19 protein-coding genes are annotated in these 21,752 nt (G+C 75.2%); 10 read left to right on the top strand and 9 right to left on the bottom strand.

Annotation, left to right across the window (positions count from 1 at the left end):
• From HLB15_RS15570 to HLB15_RS15595, 6 genes are all read left to right on the top strand, one after another.
• Window positions 1–1,534, top strand: a 1,534-nt coding sequence (locus tag HLB15_RS15570) for an outer membrane protein assembly factor BamB family protein (RefSeq protein ID WP_171106681.1), incomplete at its 5' end; no start/stop codon positions are given.
• A gap of 34 nt (window positions 1,535–1,568) precedes the next feature.
• A complete protein-coding gene (locus HLB15_RS23800) occupies window positions 1,569–3,164 on the top strand; it encodes an outer membrane protein assembly factor BamB family protein (RefSeq protein ID WP_212759942.1) in 1,596 nt (531 codons plus the stop codon).
• Between the two features lie 34 nt (window positions 3,165–3,198).
• Window positions 3,199–4,878, top strand: coding sequence for an outer membrane protein assembly factor BamB family protein (locus HLB15_RS15580; protein WP_171106682.1), 1,680 nt, complete (start codon window positions 3,199–3,201; stop codon window positions 4,876–4,878).
• A gap of 31 nt (window positions 4,879–4,909) precedes the next feature.
• Window positions 4,910–6,532: an outer membrane protein assembly factor BamB family protein gene (locus tag HLB15_RS15585; RefSeq protein WP_171106683.1), complete on the top strand. Its 1,623-nt coding sequence runs from the start codon at window positions 4,910–4,912 to the stop codon at window positions 6,530–6,532.
• A 47-nt stretch (window positions 6,533–6,579) separates the two neighbouring features.
• Entirely contained in the window at window positions 6,580–7,365 is a 786-nt protein-coding gene (locus HLB15_RS15590) for a deoxyribonuclease IV (protein WP_171106684.1), read from the top strand.
• Window positions 7,366–7,395: 30 nt separating this feature from the next.
• Complete coding sequence (locus HLB15_RS15595) at window positions 7,396–8,265, top strand: NAD-dependent epimerase/dehydratase family protein (protein ID WP_171106685.1); 870 nt, start codon at window positions 7,396–7,398, stop codon at window positions 8,263–8,265.
• Window positions 8,266–8,294: 29 nt separating this feature from the next.
• Here the strand turns inward: HLB15_RS15595 and HLB15_RS15600 are convergent, their stop codons facing one another.
• A complete protein-coding gene (locus HLB15_RS15600) occupies window positions 8,295–8,879 on the bottom strand; it encodes a TetR/AcrR family transcriptional regulator (RefSeq protein WP_171106686.1) in 585 nt (194 codons plus the stop codon).
• 118 nt (window positions 8,880–8,997) lie between these two features.
• Between HLB15_RS15600 and HLB15_RS15605 the strand changes: the two genes are divergently transcribed.
• Both HLB15_RS15605 and HLB15_RS15610 read left to right on the top strand, forming a co-directional pair.
• Window positions 8,998–9,555, top strand: coding sequence for a hypothetical protein (locus HLB15_RS15605; protein WP_171106687.1), 558 nt, complete (start codon window positions 8,998–9,000; stop codon window positions 9,553–9,555).
• A gap of 1 nt (window position 9,556) precedes the next feature.
• Window positions 9,557–10,999 (top strand): dihydrolipoyl dehydrogenase family protein, encoded by a 1,443-nt coding sequence (locus tag HLB15_RS15610; protein WP_171106688.1) that lies wholly within the window; start codon window positions 9,557–9,559, stop codon window positions 10,997–10,999.
• Between the two features lie 8 nt (window positions 11,000–11,007).
• On the opposite strand, the gene HLB15_RS15615 is transcribed toward HLB15_RS15610, so the two are convergent.
• Window positions 11,008–11,868, bottom strand: coding sequence for a DNA/RNA non-specific endonuclease (locus HLB15_RS15615; RefSeq protein WP_229784908.1), 861 nt, complete (start codon window positions 11,866–11,868; stop codon window positions 11,008–11,010).
• Between the two features lie 95 nt (window positions 11,869–11,963).
• Here HLB15_RS15615 and HLB15_RS15620 point away from each other — a divergent pair, with 95 nt between their 5' ends.
• Both HLB15_RS15620 and HLB15_RS15625 read left to right on the top strand, forming a co-directional pair.
• The gene (locus HLB15_RS15620) at window positions 11,964–14,651 is read left to right on the top strand and encodes a phosphoenolpyruvate carboxylase (protein ID WP_171106690.1); all 2,688 of its coding nucleotides are present in this window, start codon (window positions 11,964–11,966) and stop codon (window positions 14,649–14,651) included.
• 16 nt (window positions 14,652–14,667) lie between these two features.
• Window positions 14,668–15,420, top strand: a complete 753-nt coding sequence (locus HLB15_RS15625; protein WP_171106691.1) for a sirohydrochlorin chelatase — start codon at window positions 14,668–14,670, stop codon at window positions 15,418–15,420.
• Between the two features lie 7 nt (window positions 15,421–15,427).
• Here the strand turns inward: HLB15_RS15625 and HLB15_RS15630 are convergent, their stop codons facing one another.
• The 7 genes from HLB15_RS15630 to HLB15_RS24305 form a co-directional block, all read right to left on the bottom strand.
• Entirely contained in the window at window positions 15,428–16,360 is a 933-nt protein-coding gene (locus tag HLB15_RS15630; RefSeq protein WP_171106692.1) for a 5'-3' exonuclease, read from the bottom strand.
• 58 nt (window positions 16,361–16,418) lie between these two features.
• On the bottom strand, window positions 16,419–16,841 hold the full coding sequence (locus HLB15_RS15635) for a fluoride efflux transporter FluC (protein ID WP_229784907.1): 423 nt from the start codon (window positions 16,839–16,841) through the stop codon (window positions 16,419–16,421).
• The gene (locus tag HLB15_RS15640) at window positions 16,838–17,311 is read right to left on the bottom strand and encodes a fluoride efflux transporter FluC (RefSeq protein ID WP_171106693.1); all 474 of its coding nucleotides are present in this window, start codon (window positions 17,309–17,311) and stop codon (window positions 16,838–16,840) included. The genes HLB15_RS15635 and HLB15_RS15640 overlap by 4 nt, the downstream gene beginning before the upstream one ends.
• A gap of 50 nt (window positions 17,312–17,361) precedes the next feature.
• On the bottom strand, window positions 17,362–17,823 hold the full coding sequence (locus HLB15_RS15645; protein ID WP_171106694.1) for a universal stress protein: 462 nt from the start codon (window positions 17,821–17,823) through the stop codon (window positions 17,362–17,364).
• Window positions 17,824–17,847: 24 nt separating this feature from the next.
• The gene (locus tag HLB15_RS15650) at window positions 17,848–18,870 is read right to left on the bottom strand and encodes a sigma-70 family RNA polymerase sigma factor (RefSeq protein ID WP_171106695.1); all 1,023 of its coding nucleotides are present in this window, start codon (window positions 18,868–18,870) and stop codon (window positions 17,848–17,850) included.
• A gap of 83 nt (window positions 18,871–18,953) precedes the next feature.
• Window positions 18,954–21,164 carry a SpoIIE family protein phosphatase gene (locus tag HLB15_RS15655; RefSeq protein WP_171106696.1) on the bottom strand — a complete coding sequence of 737 codons (2,211 nt, stop codon included), beginning with the start codon at window positions 21,162–21,164 and terminating at the stop codon, window positions 18,954–18,956.
• A gap of 89 nt (window positions 21,165–21,253) precedes the next feature.
• On the bottom strand, window positions 21,254–21,752 hold a 499-nt coding region (locus HLB15_RS24305), incomplete at its 5' end, for a helix-turn-helix transcriptional regulator (protein ID WP_249360218.1).

The following is a 21,752-nucleotide window of genomic DNA, read 5'->3' on the forward strand; positions in this document are numbered from 1 at the left end:
GGCGGTGCGCCGCCGGGTGCCCGAGAGCCGCAGGGGCCGGGCGCTGCTGGTGGGCGGGGTCGCTGTCGTCGTCGTGCTCGCGGTCGCCGCCGCGGCCCTCGTCGACGCGCGCCTGCGGTTCCGGGACCTCGTCGCGGCGCCGGGCGGCGTGCGGAGCCTCGCGGAGAAGCCGGCCGAGCTGTGGTCGCTCGACCTCGAGGACCCGATCACCTCGACGCTGATCGAGATGCCCGGCGTGCTCGCGGTCGTCGGGGGCGGGAAGGTCCAGGGCCTCGACCCGGCGTCGGGGGACGTGCGGTGGTCGGTCGACGTCGAGCCCGGCGCGATCTGCGGCCCGGCCCCGTGGCTCGGCATCGGCGGTCCGGCGACGACACCGCCGTCGGACCCGCTCGTCTGCACGACCGTCCCCGCGGACCCGGCGGACGAGGCGCGGACCGTCACCGTCGTGGACCGCGACGGCGCGGCCACGACGCGCGAGCTCGACCCGGCGGCCCGCGTGCTGCCGGGGCCGGACGGCACGCTGGTCCTCCTCGACCTCGTCGGCGACGTGCCCGAGCCGAGGTCGCTGGTCGTCGACAAGACCGGGGCCGCCCACCTGCCCCAGGGGTTCACCGCCCCGGACGTGACCGTCCGGGTGGAGGACGCGGCGACCGGCGCGGAGCGCTGGAGCGAGACCCTGGCCGCCGGGAGGCCGGACGCGAACGACTGCGTCACCTACCACCAGGACGGCGACGCGGCCCCCGTGCCCCGGCTCGACGTCGGCGGCGGCCTCGGCGCGAGCCTGCAGCACGGGGTCCTCGAGCTCGAGGGGTGCGGCGTCGCCGCGGCGTTCCTGCTCGACGGCACCCGGGTCGACGGGCCGGACGACGACACCGACGACCCGGTCGGCGTCGGCTCCTCGAGCCGGTTCACCGCCCTGCCCGCCGGCGGCTGGGTGGGGCCGGACACGGCGGACGAGGACACCCGGGAGTCCGCGTCGCCGCACGAGGTGGCGCACCTGCCGCACGGCGAGACCGTCCGGCTGGGCGGCCGGGCGCTCGTGCCGTGGGCGACCGACGGCCGCGACCCGCGCCTGCTCCTGGTGCGCGCCGGGCTGAACACGGTCGCGCTGTCGACCGACGAGGACGATGCCGGGCAGGCACTCTGGACCGCGCGGCTGCTGCGGTCGAGCGACCTGCTCGTGACCGCGTCGGGCACCGCGGTGCTCGTGGACGAGCTCGGCGCGCTGCGCGCGGTCGACCTGGGCACGGGGGCCGAGCGGTGGGCGATCGACCCGCAGGAGATCGGCCTGCAGGGCATGTTCGGTGGCGTGAGCTCCTCGGTCTTCGGTGCGTACACCGACGGCGACGTGCTGCTGCTGCCCGTGGCCGCCGACCCGCAGGGTGCGGAGTCCGGTCTGCGCCTCGTCGCGATCGACCTCGGTGACGGTTCGGTGCGGTGGGAGATCGACCAGGAGACGCCGTACACGCAGATCGAGAGCGTCGACGGCTACCTGGCGCAGATCACGCAGCACGGCGTCGTCGGCCTGGGCTGACCGGCCGCCCGGGAGCTCCGGGTAGGCTCCCGGCATGTCGCGCCCGGACCGGGAGGAACCCGTCGTCTTCGACCTGGTCGAGGACGGCGTGGAGGGCGTGGCCGACGACCGTCCGGAGAGCCACGAGGCCGAGGAGGCGGCGGGCGAGCGCGCGGCGCGCCTGCCCCGGCTGCCCCGGCTGTCCCGGCGCACCTGGCTGCGGGCCGGGGCCGTCGTCGTCACCGTCGCGGTGACCCTCACGGCGGTCGACCTCGTGCGCGACCAGCGGCGGGCGGAGCTCATGAGCGGGTCGCCGGTCGGCGTCGCCTCGCTCGCGAGCCCGCCGGAGGAGACGTGGTCCCTGCCGTACGACGACCGCGGGGCCTCGGTCGCTCCCGGTCTCGACCAGCAGGCCGTCGTCATGGGCGGGCTGCTGGTGCTGCCCCCGGCCACGCCGTACGACTACTCCGTCCAGGGCGGCGCCGAGCCGGGTCAGGGGCCCCCGGGGTTCGACGGCGTCGTCGCCGTCGACCCCGCGTCCGGCGAGATCGCGTGGCGCGTGCCGGTGGGCGAGGACACGGTCTGCGCGCCGGCCGGGTACGACGCGACGCTGACCACGGACGTGCTCACCTGCGTGCACGGCCCGGCCGGCGAGCGGGAGATCGTGGCGATCGGCGCGGACGGCACGACGCGCACCCGGCCGGCCGACGAGGCGGAGGGCGAGACGGCGTACCCCGGGCCGGACGGGAGCGTCGTCCGGGTGCGCCGCACCGGGCCGCCGCCGGCGGACGTCGTGTGCGACGGCGCCGGCACCTGCACGCCGGAGACGCTGACGGACGGGCGGGACGTGGTGGTGGTCACGGAGGACGCCGCGACGGGCGCCGAACGCCGGCGCGCGGAGGTCGAGTTCGTCCCGACCGAGTCGATCGCGTGCACGTCGCTCGCGCCCGGCGAGCACACGCTCGTCGAGCCCGACCGCACCTTCGTCAACACGGCCGGCTCGAGCTTCTCCCTGGAGGGGTGCGGTGTGCAGGCCACGTTCACACCGACCGGGACCCGGATCGACCGTGCCGTGGAGGGCCTCGACGGGGAGCTGCCCTGGGTGCGGGAGCTCGGGCAGGGCCGGTTCACCGTCGAGACCTCCACCGGCCGCGGCGCGCTGGTGGACCAGGACGGCGAGGTCGTCATGGAGTTCGACGGGTTCGTCAACCCGGCGCCAGCGACGCCGGACGTGCCCGAGCCGCTGTGGTTCCTCGGCGGCTCGGCGGTGGAGGGGTTCGACGCCGTCCGTGAGGACGGCACCGTCGCGTGGACGGAGCGGTACCTCGCGCGCGTGCTGCTCGACACGCGGGACGCGGTCGTCCTGGAGCGTGGCTCGGCGATCGCCGGCCTGGACCGCGTCACCGGCGCCGAGCTGTGGACCTGGGGGGAGGACGAGCCGCGCAACCAGTCCGCCTTCCGGGCCGTCACCGACGGGGAGACCGTCGCCGTCGCGTTCTGGCCGCGGGAGCTGCCGGGGACCGGCCGGCTTGTGGCGCTCGACCTCGCGACCGGCACCGAGCGGTGGCGCACCGGGCTCGACGGCACGGTGGTCGCGGTCGGCGGCCGGCTCGTCGAGGTCTCCGGCACCGGCCTGCGCGGGCTGGGCTGAGGCGGGTCCGCCCGCCCGCACTACGCTCTGCGGCATGGCACGCGACCCCGACGACGGCGACGCGTACGTCTTCGACCTGGTCGAGGACGACGCGCCGACGGACGCTGCCGGGGACGCGGAGCCGGCCGCCGACCCGGACGCCGGGGCCGGCGCCGACCCGGGCGTCCCGCCCGGAGCGGTGCCGCCGTCCGACCCGGGCCGGTTCCGGCGCCTCGCCCTGCCGGTCGCCGCGGTCCTCGCGGTCGCCCTGGGTACCGGCGTCGCGGTCGACGGGCTCCGGGACGACGCGCGCAGGGAGCGGATGCGGGACGTGCCGGGCGGCGTCGCCGACCTGTCCTCGCCGCTCGCGGAGGACTGGGCCTGGAGCGGGGTCGTCGGCCCCGGTGACAGCCCGACCGACGCGGCCGTGCTCGGCGACGTCCTGGCCGTGCGGTCCGACGACGGGCTGGTCGCGCTCGACCCGGCGTCGGGCGCGGTGGCCTGGACGGTGCCGCTCCGGCCCGACGCCGACTGCGGCCCGACGGCCTCGCCGCGTGGGGCCGACCTGTCGACGCCCGCGCTCGTGTGCGTGCAGGGCGTCGGCGTCGAGCAGGAGGCCGTGGCCGTCGGACCCGACGGCGCGCTCGCTCCGCCGCGGGCGCTGGACCTCGAGGACGCCCGGCGGTACGGCGCGGCGCACACCGGCCCGGACGGCACGGTCCTGCGCGCCCGGCGCGTCGGCCCGGTGTCGGACGTCGACCTGGGCGACGCCACCTGCACCCCGGCGGGGGAGTGCTCGGGGACGATCCGCGCGGGCCGTGACCTGGTGCTGCGCGCCGAGGACGCGGTCACGGGCGCGGAGCGCTGGACCGTGACCGTCCCCTTCCGGCCGGCGGACGCCGTGCAGTGCACCGCGACCTACGACGCCGCCTGGGGCGGTTCGGACAGCCGGCTCGTCCTCAGCGGGCAGCTCGCGCCCGACACGTTCGGCGCGCGTGTGGCGCCGGGGCTCGTCGAGCTGTACGGCTGCGGGGTGCAGGCCGCCGTCACGCCGGACGGCGCCGTGCTCGGCACCGACGTCGCCCCCGGCCTGGGCGGGACCGGGCGCCTCGGCGCGGGGTACGCCGTCGTCCGGTTCGACGGCGTGCCCCGTGCCACGCTGCACGCGGCCGACGGCTCCCTGGTCGGCCGGCTCACCGGCTACCCGCTCGCGCCGCGCGTGTCGGACGGGCAGGGGCCGGGCACGGTGCTCGCGATCGACGAGCCCGCGCGGCGTCTGCGGGCCTACGACGCGGACGGCGCACCGCGCTGGGACGTCGTGCTGCAGTCGGGCGGCCAGGAGTTCCTCGCCCAGGTCGGTGACACAGCGGTGGTCACGACGGGCGCGGGGACGGTGCGGGGCCTCGACCTCGCCACGGGCGAGGAGCGCTGGCTGTGGGACGGCTCGGTCGACGGCGAGGCCGGGGACGGCGGGTACTTCGGCACGGCGTCGGTGCTCCAGGCCCTCACCGACGGCGAGACGGTGCTGCTCGTCGGGGAGGGCGGCGCCGGCGTCGCCCGCACCCAGGTGGCGCTCGACGCGGGCACGGGCGAGGTCGTGTGGCACCGGGAGGGCGGCGCCCCGCAGCCACGAGCCGGGGCGGGCCGTGGCGGTCCCGACGTCTTCGGGGGGCTCGTCGCCGTGGACGGGCACCTGCTGGAGGTCACCTCGCGAGGTGTGCGCGGTCTCGTGTGAAACCGCGACCGCCCCGACATACCGTTGTGCCATGGCACGGGAGCCGGGCCAGGGCGACGCCTACGTGTTCGACCTGGTGGAGGGCGACGCGGACGACGCGGGGGTCGCGTCCGCGGGCTCCGGTGCGCCGCCGGAGCCCGCCGCCGACACGGCCGCCCCGCCGCCCGAGCCGCCTCTGCGCGACCGGTACCTGCGGGTCGTCGGGCCGGTCGCTGCCGTGCTCGCCGTCGCGCTGGGCACCGGGGTGGCGGTCGAGAGCACACGGGAGGCGGCCCGCTACGAGCGGGTGCGGGAGCTCCGGGGTGGCGTCGCGGACCTCACGGACCCGCTCGAGGAGCTGTGGGCGTGGGAGGGCAGGGTCGGCCCCCAGCAGTCCTTCGCCTTCCAGGACTCGCTCGTCGCCGTGCTGGGCGACTGGCTCGTGCTCCCCTCGGGCGACCGTCTGGTCGCGCTCGACCCGGCGTCCGGCGACGAGGCCTGGTCGGTGGATCTCGGCACGGACCCGGTGTGCGGCCCGCTGGGTCTGCCGGGGCGGGCGGACGTCGAGGTGCGCCGCCTGGTCTGCGTGGCGGGGTCGCCGGGTGAGCGGACGCTCCGGGTGGTCGAGCCGGACGGCTCGATCTCCGCGGAGCGCGCGCTCGACCCCGCGGACGACGACCGGTACGGAGCGCCGCGGCCCGGTCCTGGCGGCACGCTCCTGCGGGCAGAGCGGGTCGGGCCGCTCGCAGAGGTCGATCTCACGGAGGTGCGGTGCACCGTGGACGCCGGGTGCACCGGCAGCGTCACGGCGGGACGCGGCGTCGTGGTCCGTGCCGAGGACGCCGCCACGGGCGAGGAGCGCTGGACCGTGGACGTGCCGTTCCGGCGGACGCCGGTCGACCGGTGCTCCGGCTGGTTCGAGGAGCCGTGGGGGCGCGAGCGGAGCGCCTCCGAGAACGGACTCGTCGAGACGGAGACGTTCGACGCCGCGGTCAGCGACCGGCTGATCACTCTCTACGGGTGCGGTGTCGAGGTCGGCATCACGCCGTCGGGCCTGCTGCTCGGTGCGGGTGAGGGGCCCGGGCGCTGGTGGGCGGAGGAGCTGCGCCTCGGCGAGGGGTACGTCGTCCATCGGGCCACCGGGACGACGACGCTGCACGACGCGACGGGCGCCCAGGTCGCCGAGGCCGACGCACCGGTCCTCACGGAGCCGCTCACGGCGGACGGCACCGGGCCTGTGACGCTGCTCGCGACGCAGGACGGGGCGGTCGCGGCCTTCGCGCCGGACGGCACGCCGCGCTGGACCGTGCCGGGCGAGAGCGCCCAGACGTTCGTCGCCCAGGTGCGGGGGACCGTCGTGCTGCACGCCATGGACGGGAGCCTGCTGGGCCTCGACCTGGAGACGGGCGAGCCCGTCTGGAGGCAGCCGGGGAACGGGATCGGCTACGTCACGGGGGCCTTCACGGACGGGCGGGCCGTCCTGCTGGTCGCCCCGATGGGCGAGGGGTTCTCGCTGCGGGCCTACGACGCCGCGTCGGGCGACGTGCTCTGGGAGGGCGACGCCCCGCCCTCACCGAGCGACGTCGACGACCTGACCGCCCCGCTCTTCCAGCTCGTCGCCGTGGACGGCAGGCTGCTCGACGTGACCTCGGACGGCGTCCGCGCCCTGGGCTGACGTCCCTCGCCCGCCGCCGTGTCGGTGACCCGCCCTATGGTGGGGCCATGGTGAAGATCGGCGCGCACGTGGACCTGGCCGACGCGGTCGGAGCGGCGAAGGCCCTCGGCGCGGACACGGTGCAGGTGTTCCTCAGCGACCCGCAGGCGTGGAAGGTGCCGGAGCTGCCCTACGAGGGCGGCGCGGAGGCGTTCCGGGCCGACGTGGAGGCCGCGGGCCTCGACGTCTACGTGCACGCCCCGTACGTGATCAACGTGGCGTCCACCAACAACCGCATCCGCATCCCGAGCCGCAAGCTGCTGCAGCAGATCATGGACGGGGCGTCCGCCGTCGGCGCCAAGGGCGTCGTGGTGCACGGCGGCCACGTCACCGCGAACGACGACCCGGCCAAGGGCTTCGACAACTGGCGCAAGGCGATCGACGCCCTCGAGACCGACGTGCCGGTGCTCATCGAGAACACGGCGGGCGGCGACCACTCGATGGCGCGCCGGCTCGAGCGGATCGAGCAGCTCTGGGCGGCCGTGACGGCGGCCGACGGCGGGCAGGACGTGGGCTTCACGCTCGACACGTGCCACGCCTGGGCGGGCGGCATCGACCTCGCGACGGCGGTCGACCAGATCCGCGCCGTCACGGGCCGCATCGACCTGGTGCACGCCAACGACTCGCGCGACGCCGCGGGCTCGGGCGCCGACCGGCACACCAACTTCGGCCAGGGGCTCATCCCCGAGGACCTGCTGGTCGGCGTGGTCGCGGCGGCGGGTGCGCCCGTGATCTGCGAGACCAAGGGCGACATGGCCCCCGACATCGCCTGGCTCCGCGAACGCCTGGGCTGAGCGGGCCGTCCGCGTGGCAGGATCTGACCCATGGCGACGGCGCAGCGGGTAGTGGTCACGGGCGCGAGCGGGAAGCTCGGCCGGTTCGTGGTGGAGCACCTGGCGGAGGCCGGGTACTCCGTGGCGGCCACCGACCGGGTGGCGCCGCCCGGCGGCCTGCCCGGCGACTTCACGGTGGCCGACCTGACGGATCTCGGCCAGGTGGTCGAGCTGCTGTCGGGTGTCGACGAGCGACGCCCGGCCGATGCTGTCGTGCACCTCTCGGCGATCCCGGCCCCCGGGCTCGCGACGAACGCGGCCACGTTCGGGAACAACGTGCCGAGCACCTACAACGTGCTGCGAGCCGCTCAGGTGCTGGGCATCCGGAACGTCGTGACCGCGTCGTCGGAGACCGTGCTGGGCCTGCCGTTCGACGTGCCGCCGCCGTACCTCCCGGTGGACGAGGAGTACGACGTGCTGCCGCAGTCCACCTACTCGCTGGGCAAGTCGCTCGAGGAGGAGATGGCGCGCCACTTCGCGCGCTGGGACCCCACGCTCAAGGTCGCGGCGCTGCGGTTCTCGAACGTGATGCGGCCGCAGGACTACGCGCAGTTCCCGGCCTGGCAGGACGACCCCCGGGCCCGCCGCTGGAACCTCTGGGGCTACATCGACGGGCGGGACGGCGCGCAGGCGGTGCGTCGTGCGCTGGAGGCCGACTTCACGGGCTTCGAGGCGTTCGTCATCGCGAACGCCGACACCGTCATGGAGCGCGACTCGGCCGGGCTCGCGGCCGAGGTGTTCCCCGACGTGCCGCTCCGGCGCCCGCTCGAGGGCCGCGAGACGCTGCTCGGCATCGACAAGGCGCGCCGGATGCTCGGGTACGAGCCCGAGCACAGCTGGCGACAGCCCCCGCCGAGGTAGTCACCTGGCGAGGTAGTCGGGCAGCGGCCCTACGCGGACGCGCGCTCCGCGGCGCCGACGACGGCGCGGCAGCTGCGCAGGAACGACGCGCCGACCCGGCTGGGGTCACCGAGGTAGCCGGCGACCATGACGCCGTCCCGCAGGAGCACGAGGTCCTCCGCGACCGCACGCGGGTCCGCGAGGCGCAGCGGCGCGACGAGCCGTTCGAACGCGCTCGCCCACCACGCGCGGTGCCGGTCGACGACCACACGGACCGGGCTGGTCGGGTCGGGGTACTCGGCGGCCGCGTTGATGAAGGGGCAGCCGCGGAAACCCGGCTCGCACGCCATGGTCCCCGTGTGGTTCGCCATGAGCTCGAGCGTGACGTCGACGTCGCCCGCGCCGTGCTCGATCGCGGCGTCCACGCCCGCGCGCTCCTGCGCGGCGCGGTGCTCGAGGTAGGCCACCAGGAGCTCGTCCTTGCTGCGGAAGTGCCGGTAGAAGGTCACCTTCGTGGTTCCCGCGCGCTCGATCACCCGGTCGACGCTCACGGCACGCAGCCCGTAGGCGTAGAACAGCTCGTTCGCCGCGGTGAGCAGGCGGTCTCGTACGGGCCCTTGCACGGTCGCGATCATACGTGCCCCTTCCGGTCTTGCGTCCTTGCCGTCGCGTGTGTACCGTCGGCACTAGGTAGAGTAACTAGTCAGTCTACCGAGACGTCCGGCGGGAGCCGGCCCAGAGAAGGGAAAGGTCATGACGACCACCGCGGAATCCCCCGCAACCACCGCGACCGCGCTACGGAACCTCTACTTCGTCCGGTTCGGCTTCGCGATCGTGTGGGCGGTGCTGCTGTTCCTCACCGGATCGGCCCTCGGGCCGGTGAGCATCACGCTGCTCGTGCTGTACCCGCTGTTCGACGTCGCCGCCGCGATCATCGACTTCCGGTCCACGAAGGGCGCTCGCCCCACGGTGGGCCTGTACGTCAACATGGCGCTGAGCCTGCTGACGACGGTCGGGATCATCGTCGCCGTCACCTCCGGCATCCCCGCCGTGCTGCGCGTCTGGGGCGTGTGGGCGATCACGGCGGGCATCGTCCAGCTCGTCGTCGCGATCATGCGCTACCGCCTCGGCGGCCAGTGGCCGATGATCCTCAGCGGCGGCATCTCGGTGTTCGCCGGCTCCGGCTTCTTCGCCATGGCCGGTGGCCCGAACGCGATGCTGACCTCGCTGGCCGGGTACGCGACCCTCGGCGGCATCTTCTTCCTGGTCTCCGCGCTCCGCCTGAACAGCGTCGCCAAGAAGGAGAGCTGACATGACCGAGCAGACCTTCGACGCCGTCGTCATCGGCGCGGGACCCGTCGGCGAGAACGTCGCCGACCGCATCGTCCAGGGCGGGTTCACCGTCGCGATCGTGGAGCGCGAGCTCGTGGGTGGCGAGTGCTCGTACTGGGCCTGCATGCCCACCAAGGCCCTCCTGCGTGACGCCGCCGCCCTGCGCGCCGCCCGCGGCCTCCCCGGCGCCCGGGCCGCCGTGACCGGCGAGCTCGACACCGCCGCCGTGCTGGCCCGCCGCGACGCGTTCGCCGCGCACTGGCACGACGACGGGCAGGTCGGCTGGCTCGACAGCGCAGGCATCACGCTCGTCCGCGGTACGGGCCGCCTCAGCGCCGCCCGGACCGTCGAGGTGACGGACGCCGCCGGCGCCACCACGGTGCTGCACGCGCGCCACGCCGTCGTCGTCGCGACCGGCACCAGCGCGCGCCTGCCCGAGATCCCGGGCCTGGCCGACGCCGCCCCGTGGACCAGCAGGGAGGCGGCCTCGGCGCAGGCCGTCCCCGGGCGCCTCGCGGTGATCGGCGGCGGCGTCGTCGGCACCGAGATGGCCACCGCGTACGCGGCTCTCGGCTCCCAGGTGACCCTGATCGCCCGCGACGGGCTGCTGCCCGCCGTCGAGCCGTTCGCGCGGGACCACGTGGCCGAGTCCCTCAAGGAGCACGGCGTGGCGCTGCACCTGTCCGTCGGCCCGCAGCGCGTCGACCGGAACGGTGACGGCACCGTCCGCATCACCCTCCCGGACGGCGCGGTGCTCGAGACCGACGAGGTGCTCGTCGCGACCGGCCGCACGCCCAACACGGCCACGGTCGGCCTCGACCACGTCGACCTCACGCCGGGCGACTGGCTGCGCGTGGACGACTCGCTGCGCGTGCTGGGCGCCGACGGCGAGCCGGTCGGTGACGGCTGGCTCTACGCCGCGGGCGACGTCAACCGCCGCGCCCTGCTCACGCACCAGGGCAAGTACCAGGCGCGGGCCGTGGGCGACACGATCGTCGCGCGCGCCCAGGGGCGGGACGTGGACCTCGCGCCGTGGGGCAGGCACGCGGCGACGGCCGACGAGCGCGCCGTGCCGCAGGTGATCTTCACCGACCCCGAGATCGCGAGCGTCGGCCACACCGCGGCGTCCGCGAAGGCGGCAGGGCTGCGCATCCGTGTCGTCGAGTACGACCTCGGCGCCGTCGCCGGCGCGTCGCTGCACGCCGACGGCTACACCGGGCGCGCCGCCATGGTCGTGGACGAGGACCGCAAGGTCGTCGTCGGGTTCACCGCCGTGGGGCCCGACGTGGCCGAGCTCCTGCACGCGGCCACGATCGCCGTCGCGGGGGAGGTGCCGCTCGACCGCCTCTGGCACGCCGTCCCGGCCTACCCGACCGTGAGCGAGGTCTGGCTGCGCCTGCTGGAGACCTACGGCCGCGACTGACGGCACGCTCAGGGCAGGGCGATCTCGGCGGGCGTGCGCACCTCGGACCACGCCCGTGCCCGCGGGAGCCGGTGGATGGTGATGTCCGGCGGCCGGCTGCCCGCGGGCGCGCCCGTCCGGGCGAGCACGTCGGCACCAACCAGCGGGCCGAGGTCGAGCCCCGTGAGCGCCGCGACGTCGGGCACGGGCACCTGGTAGGTCCGGTACGGGCCGAGCGGCGGGACGTCGTGCCGGGCGACGGCCTGAGCGGTCACCTCCGACAGGCGTGCCTCGTCGAGCTGGGGCGTCTGGTCCAGCACGAACGCGGTGGCCTGGAGGGCGCCGCCCGGCCCGGCCCACCCGACGACCTTCCAGAACAGGCGCGGGATGCGCACCCCGCGGTAGGGCGGGTCGTCCGCCGCGAGCACGGGCCCCGTGTGCACGGCGATGCGGTGGTCCCAGGCCGCCGCGTACGCGAGCACGTGGTCCTCGAGGCCGTTCCAGAGCCGTTTGGACTGGTTGAACCGGTTCACCTGCGGCGCCGCGTTGGGGTAGCTGAAGGTGTCGCGGTCGGCACGGGCCGCGGTCGCGGGGTCGCCCCACACCGGGTCGAGACGGCGCACGAGATGGCCGCGGTCCAGCGGGTTGCCCGCGTACAGGGCCGCGCCGGCCTGCTCGCCGTCCGCCACCCGGGTGTCGAGGCGCCAGCGGCCCCGGCGCGGCAGAGCGAGGAGCGTCGCGCCGTCGACGGCGCACGCCGTCGCCGCCGCGAGGCGGCGGACCGGGTCGAGCAGCACCGTGAAGTGCGTGTAGTGCAGCACACGGACCGCCGACGGCGGGACGGGGAGCGGCACGGTGACCCCGAGGAACTCCGTGTCGTAGCCGGTCACAGGCAGACAGCCAACCAGAGTGAGACAGGTCATGGCCAGACCAACAATCGGACAGCGTGAACGGGCATTGGCAATCTCGGCCTAGGCTTCGGCTCGTGAGTGAATCAACTCAAGCCCTCCGCGGCACCGCCCGGCACGAGGTACCCGACCCCCTGCGCGAGGACGTGCGCCTGCTCGGCGGCATCCTCGGCCGGATCCTCCGCGAGGACGGCGGCCAGGATCTCCTCGACGACGTCGAACGCCTCCGCGAGCTGACCATCCGCGCCTACGGCGACCCGTCGCCGGACGCCCTCGACGAGGCCGCTGCCGTCGTGGCGTCCTTCACGGTCGAGCGCGCCGAGCAGGTCGCCCGTGCGTTCACGTGCTACTTCCACCTCGCGAACCTCGCCGAGGAGTACCACCGGGTCCGCGTGCTGCGGGCCCGCGAGGCCGAGACGCAGACCGGCCCCGCCGTCCTGGAGGACACCATCCCCGCCGCCTTCGCGCGGCTCACGGAGGAGGTCGGCCGGGACGAGGCGATGCGCAGGCTCGGCGAGCTGGAGTTCCGCCCCGTCCTCACGGCGCACCCGACCGAGGCGCGGCGCCGGGCCATCAGCGGGTCGGTCCGCCGCGTGTCCGACCTGCTCGCCGAGCGGGACACCGCGCGGCTGGGCGGCGTGAGCCTCCTGGAGAACGAGCGCCGCCTGCTCGCCGAGATCGACACCATGTGGCGCACCGCGCCCGTGCGGACCAGCAAGCCCTCCGTGCTCGACGAGGTCAAGACCGTGATGGGCGTCTTCGACGCCGTCCTGGCGGACGTCTTCGGCGACGTCTACCGGCGGCTCGACGACTGGCTGCTGGCCGACGAGGCCGGCCGCGCGACGCCGGTCGCGGCGCCGTTCGTCAAGCTCGGGACGTGGATCGGCGGCGACCGCGACGGCAACCCGAACGTCACGGCGGAGGTCACGCGCCAGGCCGCGACCATCGCGTCCGACCACGCGCTCGCCGCGCTCGAGCGCCTGGCCGTCGAGACCGGCCGCAAGCTCACGCTCGACGCCGACGGCACCCCGCCGTCGCCCGAGCTCACCGCCCTGTGGCGGCGGATCCGGCAGCTCTCGGAGGACGTCGCGCGCCGGGCCGAGGCGGCGTCGCCCAACGAGCCGCACCGCGCCGTCATGCTCGCGATCGCCGAGCGGATCGCCGCGACCCGCTCGCGGGACGCGGACCTCGCCTACCCGACCGCCGAACAGCTCGAGGCCGACCTGCTCGTCGTGCAGGGCTCGCTCGTGGCGGCCGGTGCGTCCCGCGCCGCGTACGGGGACCTGCAGCGCCTGGTCTGGCAGGTGCAGACCTTCGGCTTCCACCTCGCCGAGCTCGAGGTGCGGCAGCACTCGCAGGTCCATGCCGCGGCGCTCGCCGAGATCCGCGAGGTCGGCGTCGACGGCCCGCTGAGCGACCGCACGCGCGAGGTGCTCGACACCTACCGCGCGCTCGGCGCGATCCAGCGCCGGTTCGGCGAGCGGGCCGCCCGCCGGTACATCGTCTCGTTCACGCAGGCGCCCGAGCACCTGGCCGCCGTCTACGAGCTCGCCGAGCACGCGTTCGCGCACGACCCCGACGGCCTGCCCGTCATCGACGCGATCCCGCTGTTCGAGACCTTCGCGGACCTGCAGAACTCCGTGCCGATCCTCGAGTCGATGCTCACGCTGCCCGCGGTGCAGAAGCGCCTCGCGGAGAACGGCCGCCGCGTCGAGGTGATGCTGGGCTACTCCGACTCGTCCAAGGACGTAGGCCCCGTCGCCGCGACGCTCGCGCTGCACGAGGCGCAGTCCCGCATCGCCGAGTGGGCACGCACCCACGACCTCCGGCTCACGCTGTTCCACGGCCGTGGCGGTGCGCTCGGCCGTGGCGGCGGCCCCGCCAACCGCGCCGTGCTCGCGCAGCCGCCGCACTCCGTGGACGGCCGGTTCAAGCTGACCGAGCAGGGCGAGGTGATCCTCGCCCGGTACGGCGACCCGGTCATCGCCTCCCGGCACATCGAGCAGGTCGCCGCGGCGACGCTGCTCGCGTCGGCCCCCTCCGTGGAGGCCGTCAACGAGAACGCCGCCGCGAAGTACGCGCCGCTCGCCAAGGCGCTCGACGCGACGTCGCGCGCCCGGTTCCACGAGCTGGTCAAGGCCGACGGGTTCCCCCAGTGGTTCGCCCAGGTCACGCCGCTCGAGGAGGTCGGGCTGCTGCCCATCGGCTCGCGCCCCGCCAAGCGCGGGCTCTCGGTCAACTCGCTCGACGACCTGCGGGCGATCCCGTGGGTGTTCTCCTGGTCGCAGGCCCGCATCAACCTCGCCGGCTGGTACGGGCTCGGCACGGCGCTCGCCGAGGTGGGCGACGTCGAGCTGCTGCGCACCGCGCGGGCCGAGTGGCCGCTGTTCGCCACGATGCTCGACAACGTCGAGATGTCGCTCGCCAAGACCGACGAGCGCATCGCCGCGCAGTACCTCGCGCTGGGCTCGCGCGACGACCTCGCGGCGCTGGTGCTCGACGAGCTGCGCCTGACGCGCGAGTGGGTGCTCACGATCAGCGGCAACACGTTCCCGCTGGAGAACAAGCGCGTGCTCGGCCGCGCCGTGCAGCTGCGCTCGCCGTACGTCGACGCGCTCTCGCTGCTCCAGGTCCGCGCCCTGCGCGGCCTGCGGACCGGGCAGGACGGCGGGTCCGCGGTGGACGGCGACTACGCGGGGCGCCTGCAGCACCTGCTGCTGCTCACCGTGAACGGTGTGTCGGCGGGCCTGCAGAACACGGGCTGAGACAGAGGGAGACAGCATGACCGCAGTCCTGGTCGGTACGTCGCACGGGACGGACGACCCCGCGGGGCAGGCCGCCGTGCGCGCCCTGCTCGACGGCGTCCGTGCCGCCCGGCCGGGCCTCGACGTCCGCGAGGCGTTCGTCGACGTGCAGCAGCCGGAGGTCGGCGAGGTCCTCGCGGGCGCCGTGCGGGACGCGGCGGGGCGGGGGTCCGCGGCGGGCCCCGCCGCCGTCGTCGTGCCGCTGCTGCTCTCGACCGGGTACCACGTGCGGCACGACATCGCGCAGGCCGTCCGTGCCGCGAACGTTTCCGGAGAGGTGGCCGCGGCGGCGGAGCCGCTCGGCCCGCACCCGCTGCTCGTCGACATCCTGGCCGACCGGTACGCCGCCGCCGAGGCGGCGCACGGTCCGTTCGGGACCGACGACGCCGTCGTGCTCGCCGCGGCGGGCTCCTCGGTGCCCGCGGCCGCGGCCGCCGTCGAGGAGGTCGCGAGCGCGCTGGCCCAGCGGCTCGCCCGGCCCGTGGTCCCCGCTTACGGCGCGGGCGCGGAACCGCGGGTGCCCGCGGCGGTGGCCGCGGCGCGGACCGGGAGCGCGCGGGTCGTCGTGGTGTCGTACCTGCTCGCGCCCGGCTACTTCCTGGACCGGGTGCTGGAGGCGGGCGCCGACGTCGTCACCGACCCGGTCGCCGGGCCGCCCGGCGCCGAGAAGGCCGACCCGCGCCTGGTCCAGGTGGTGCTGGACCGCTACGACGCCGCGGCGGGGGCCTGACGGCGGCTCACGCCCAGCCGAACGCCGTCCGGACCCGCTCCACGCTGGACCGCAGGCCCCACCGCTCGCTGAGCGCGTCGAGCGCGTCGGGGTCGGCGGGGGCCTTGGGCACCGCCGGGTCGAACGCGGGCACCGGCGCGTCCCGCGCCACCTGCACGACGACCGGCGCGACCCGCAGGTACGCGTCCGCCTCCTGCAGCCTGCGGCGCTGCGTCGCGGTGAGGCCCGGGTCGCCCTCGTCCCGGGCGGCCAGGATGCCCGCCAGGGTCCCGTACCGCTCGAGCAGGCGCGCGGCGGTCTTCTCGCCGATGCCGGGCACACCCGGCAGGCCGTCGCTCGGGTCGCCGCGCAGGGTGGCCATGTCGGCGTAGGCCTGCCCCGACGCGACCCCGTACTTCTCGGCGAGGCGCTGCTCGTCCACCACGTCGGGGTCGCGCACCCCGCGCGCCGGGTAGAGCACGCGGACGCCCGCCGCGTCGTCGACGAGCTGGAACAGGTCACGGTCGCCCGTGACGATGTCGACGGGGCCCGTGCCCTCGCGCACGGCGCGCTCCGTCAGGGTGCCGATCACGTCGTCCGCCTCGTAGCCCGGCACGCCCACGCGTGCGACGCCGGCCGCCCCGAGCACGTCGACGATGACCGGCACCTGGGTGAGCAGGTTCTCCGGCACCTCCTCGACGCCCGTGGTGCCGGGCACCTCGCGCGCGACGCGGTGGGCCTTGTAGCTGCCGATGGCCTCGACGCGGAAGGCGGGCCGCCAGTCGTCGTCCCAGCACGCCACCATGCGGTCCGGGCCGTGCGTCGTGGCGAGCCACGCGATCGTGTCCAGCAGGCCACGGACGGCGTTGACCGGCTCACCGCTCGGTGCGCGCAGCGAGTCGGGCACGCCGTAGTAGGCGCGGAAGTAGAGCGAGGCGGTGTCGAGGAGCATGAGGCTCATGGAGGGAAGCCTGCCACGCGCCACCGACACGCCGCCCGGCGGGCCCGCGCCGGGGGCGTCACAGGAACAGCGAGCCCACCGCCGTGCCGACGCCGATACCCAGCGCCACCGCCACCACCGTCGCGACGAGCGTGCCGAGGGTGTTGCCCAGCGCGAGGTGCAGCCGCCCCGACTGCGCGAGCCGTACCGACTCCACGGTCGAGGTGGAGAACGTCGTGAACCCGCCGCACAGCCCGACCATGAGGGAGTACTGGACGAGGGCCGCCACGTCGTCCGCCACCGCGAGGCGCGTGAGCGTGGCGGCCAGCGTCGAGAACAGGCCGATGAGGAAAGAGCCGGTCACGTTGACCACGACGGTGCCCCACGGGAACCCGCCGCGGTGCCGGGAGCGGATCTCGCCGTCGACGACGAAGCGGGCGGCGGCGCCGAGGCCGCCGCCGACCGCGAAGAACAGGAGGTCGAGCGCGGGGAGGTGGATCACCGGTTCCTCCTCCTGGTCCGGTCGACGCGGGCGGCGAGCGCGACGCCGCCCAGGCAGGCCGCGGTGCCGCCCACCAGCGTGAGCAGCACGTAGAGCACGGCGATCCACGGCATCCCGTGCGGGAACAGGAGGGACTGGGTGTCCAGGGCCAGCGCGGAGTACGTGGTGAACCCGCCGAGCACCCCCGTGCCGATGCCGAGGCGGATCTTGCGGCGTCGGACCGTCTCGCGGCCGCGCCGGGCGAGGGCCTCGAGGAGGTAGCCCAGGGCGAACGCCCCCAGCACGTTCACGGTGAGGGTGCCGAGCGGGAACCAGAGGATCGCGTCGGCGGCCGCGGGGAACGCCGCGACCAGGGGCACGGTGAGGTAGGTCGTCCAGGCTCCGACCAGCACCCGCGCGAGCGACCCGCAGGCCCCGCCGAGCGCGACGAGGCCCACGTAGCGCCAGTCACGGTGCGGTGCACGGGCCACGCGACGGGCCTCCTGGGGTGCGGCGGACAGGTCTGAGGAAAATCTAGCGGTCACGACGTCGGCGCCGTCTCGGGGAGCACCACGACGGGGCGGGGCTGGTTGTGGATGAGCCGGCCGGCCACGGTGCCGCCGACGAGGTTGTTGGTCCAGCCGCGCAGCCCCGACCGGTGCGCGCCCACGACGATCATCGCCGCACCCACCTCGTCGGCGACCCGGCCCAGCTCGGCCGCCGGGTCGCCCGCGCCTCGCAGGGCGCTCCACGGCAGCCCGACGTCGGCCATCGCCCGGTGCAGGCCCGCCAGCACGTCGGCACCGTACGCGTCGTTGTGCACGGCGATGTCCGGGTCCACCGACACGGTGAAGCCCCGTGAGTTCGGGACCGCCGTCTCGTCGACCCACACGCAGACGAGCTCGATCAGGCTTCCACCCAGGGACTGGACGAGCGACGCTGCTCGCCGGGCCAGGTCCGGGTTCTTGTGGTCCACGCCGACCACCACGGATCGCACAGTCACCCGGGTCAGCGTATTGCCAAAACGTCAGTCGAGGTGGTCCGGCAGGCCGAATCGGGAGAACCACTTCTCCGTGTCGAGGAACGTGGTGATGCCCGTGACGTGCGTCCCGTCGTTCTCCAGCACGACGATGCCCCACGGGTAGTGCCCGCCCCGCGGGTCCTTGCGGTACTGCGCGAAGCCCGGCGTGCCGTTGACGTGCACCGGCATGCAGCGCGACCCCTCGCACTCCTTGCCCGGACCCTGGAGCCACTGCTGGATGTTGTCGATCCCCTCGAGCCACATCGCGTACGGCGGCATGTTCATCACGGCGTCCTCGCGCAGCAGGTTGGCGAGGGCCGCCATGTCGTAGCGCTCGAAGGCCGCGACGTACCGCTCGAGCAGGTCGGCCTCGTCCGCCGTCGACGGCGCGGGAGCCCCCGAGGCACCCGTGCGGTCCGGCGCCTTGTCGGCCAGCGTCGCCCGCGCGCGCTGGAGCGCGCTGTTCACCGACGCCACCGAGGTGTCGAGGAGCGCGGCGACCTCCGTCGCGGGCCACCGCAGCACCTCGCGCAGGATGAGCACGGCGCGCTGCTTGGCCGGCAGGTGCTGGAGCGCCGCGACGAACGCGAGCCGGACCGACTCGCGTGCGACAGCCGTGTCGGCCGGGTCGCTCGCGCCGGGCAGCACGTGGTCCGTCGGCACCGGCTCGACCCAGGCCGACTCGGGCAGGACGTTCGCGAGGCTCTCCTCGACCGGGTCGGCCGCCGCGCCGAGCCCCATGGGGCGCTCGCGCTTGGCGCGGCTCGAACCGAGCTGGTCGAAGCACACGTTCGTGGCGATCCGGTAGAGCCACGTGCGCAGCGAGGAGCGGCCCTCGAACCGCTCGTACGACCGCCACGCGCGCAGGAGCGTCTCCTGCACCGCGTCGTCGGCGTCGAACGCGCCGCCCAGCAGCCGGTAGCAGTAGCCGGTGAGCTCGCGGCGGTACGTCTCGAGCTCGGCGCTGAGCTCGTCCGCCGCCACGGCAGCACTGGTGCCGTGGCGTGATTCTGACGCTGTCTGTGCCATGGATCACACGGTACGCGCGACCACTGACACTCCGGCCGGGATGCGGCGGACATTCGACGCACACCGAATCAGGGGCGCTGAGTTCACCCGCCCGCGAGGTCGAGCTCGAACCACACCGTCTTCCCGGCCCGCCGCCGTGCCCTGGCGGCGCCGTGCCGTCCGGTGGGCCCGCCCTCGGTGCCGCCCCCGTGGCTGTCCACGCCCCAGCGGGACGCGAGGCGCTCGAGGAACTGCACGCCGCGGCCGCCGAACTCCGTCACGGCGGGATCGCGCAGCTCGGGCTGGACGGTCGACGAGTCCCGCACGCCGACGCGCAGGCGCTCCAGGTCCACCTCGACCGTCGCGGTGAACGGCGCCTGGCCGTGGTCGACGGCGTTGGTCAGCACCTCCGACGTCAGCAGCATGACGGTGCGCCGCAGCGGCATCGGCACGCCGCAGCTCTCCAGCACGTCGTCGACCCAGATGCGCGCCGGTCCCACGTCGAGCAGCGACGGAGCCAGCTTGCGCTCGGCCGTCGCGGGCCGGCCGAGCGAGGGCGGGCCGGACGGCGCGGTCGCCCGCACGCGCACGGCGAGCACGGCGACGTCGTCGCGCTGGTCGCCCGAGGCGAGGCGGCGCACGAGCGTGACCGGCAGGGCCGCCGTCGCCGTGTCGCCCAGCATGCCGAACGTCTTCTGGAGCCGGTCGAGCCACTGGTCGGGCGTCGAGCAGCGCTGCTCGGCGAGACCGTCGGTGTACAGCAGCAGCGTGTCGCCGGGGTGCAGCGTGGTGGTGTGGTCGCCGCGCTTCGTCGTCGGCCGCACGCCGAGCATCATGTCCGGCAGCACCGAGAGCCGCTCCACCGTGCCGTCCTGGCGCAGCACCAGCGGGGGCGGGTGGCCCGCCGTCGACCAGGTGAGCTGGTAGGCGCCGCGGACCTTCTCCAGCCGCGCGACCACGGCGGTGCCGCTGGCCAGCAGCCCGAGCCCCGAGTTGGCCTTGTCCAGCAGGGACAGGAGCGCGGACGGCGACTCGTCGTGGCTCCACGCGAACGCCCGCAGCAGCGAGCGGAGCTGGCCCATCTTCGCGGCGGCGCGCATGTCGTGGCCGGTCACGTCACCGATCATGAGCATCGTCGTGTCGTCGTCCACGGCGACCGCGTCGTACCAGTCGCCGCCGATCTGGTCGGCGTGGGTCGCGGGCGAGTACGTCGCGGCCATGTCGAGGTGAGGCACCTCGGGCAGCCGGCTGAGCATCGCGCGCTGCAGCGTCTTGGCCGACTCGCGCCGCTCCTCCAGGAGCCGCGCCCGCTCCAGCGCGTGGCCGGTGTAGTGCGCGAGACCGGTCTGCAGGGCGTACGAGTCCTTGTCCGGCCCGCGGTCGCGCTCCCACGCGAGCACGACGACGGCCACGACGGCGCCCGCCGTGACGACGGGCAGGAACGCGCGGGCCTCGATGTCCGGGTTGCAGTGCTCGCGCATGTGCGGGAACGAGGCGTACATCTCCTCCGCCGTGCGGAAGAACAGCGGCCTGCCGGTCCGGGCGGCCACGGACAGCGGCCGGTCGTCGTCGAGCCGGGCCTGGCGGAGCCGCTGCGGGAACTGCGGCTCCGCGTGGACGAGCGACCGGTAGGTGATGCCGCGGCCGTCGGCGTCCGCCACCGCGAGCGCACAGAACCGCGCCCCGATCCCTGCGGTGCCCACCTCCACGATCACCTCCTCGACCTGGTCGAGCGTGTTCGCGTTCGCGAACGCCTCGCTCAGCGAGAGCAGGAACCGGCTGCGTCGGTTGGCCCGCACGGCGGTCTCCTGGATCCGCCGCGCGCGCTCGCGCTCCGCGCGCAGCCGCAGCTCCGCCGTGCACGACGCCGCCAGGTCGGCCAGCGAATCCAGGTCGTCCACCGACCACTCGCGCGGCGCGTCCGACACCGCGCACAGCGCCCCGACCGCGCGCCCGCGCAGGTCGAAGACGGGGTAGCCGGCGAGCGCGACGAGGTTCATCTCGCGCACGAGGTAGCTGTCCCGCAGCGCCGGGTCGCGCCGCGCGTCCGCCGTGACCACGGGCTCGCCGCGGGTGGTGATCATGCTCGTGGCCGTGCCGGGGTGCTGGAGCAGCCGGTCCGTCTGCATGGGCTCGGGGAGGCCGGACGCGCCCGCGAGGATCTGCCCGTCCCGGCCCGCGAAGAAGACGACGGCGGCGGGCACGTGCAGGTGGCGCCGGACAAGCCGGGCGAACCGGTCGAAGGCCTCGTCCGCGGTGGGAGAGCCAAGACCGACGTGCTCGAGGTCTCGCAGCGCCTGGAGGTCCGTCGGCATCTGCTCAGTATTGCCAGAGAAGTACGCCTGCGCGATAGATGTACCGGATGTGTCCCTTTTGCTCCGGGCAGGTAGTCTGCCGCCCTCGGTCAGACCTCGAGCAGCCCTCGCTGGTGCGCGAGGCTCACGGCCTCGGCCCGGCCCGAGGCGCCCAGCTTGGCCAGCACGTTGGACACGTGGACGCTGACCGTCTTGGTCGAGATGAACAGGCGCTCGCCGATCTGCCGGTTCGACAGACCCTGCGCGACCAGCCCGAGCACCTCCTCCTCGCGCTCGGTGAGGGTCGACGTCGTCGCCCGGCGCACCCCCGGCAGGTCGAGCCGGGCCCGGCGGGCCAGCGCGCGGACCGCCTCCGCGAGCGGAGCGGCGCCCATGGCCTCGGCCTCCGACAGCGCCTCGGCGGCCTCGACCTCCGCGGCCTCGCGCTCCCCCGCGCCGAGCAGGGCCTCGGCCCAGCGGTAGCGCGAGCGGGCCATCTCGTAGCGGTAGCCGAAGTCGAACAGGTTCACCGTCTCCTGCCAGGCGGCCGCCGCCTCGCGCCACCGCGCGACGGCGTCGGCGCCCCCGGCCACCGCGTGCAGCCGGGCG

This window comes from Promicromonospora citrea (assembly GCF_013004695.1).
GTDB classification, from domain to species: domain Bacteria; phylum Actinomycetota; class Actinomycetes; order Actinomycetales; family Cellulomonadaceae; genus Promicromonospora; species Promicromonospora citrea.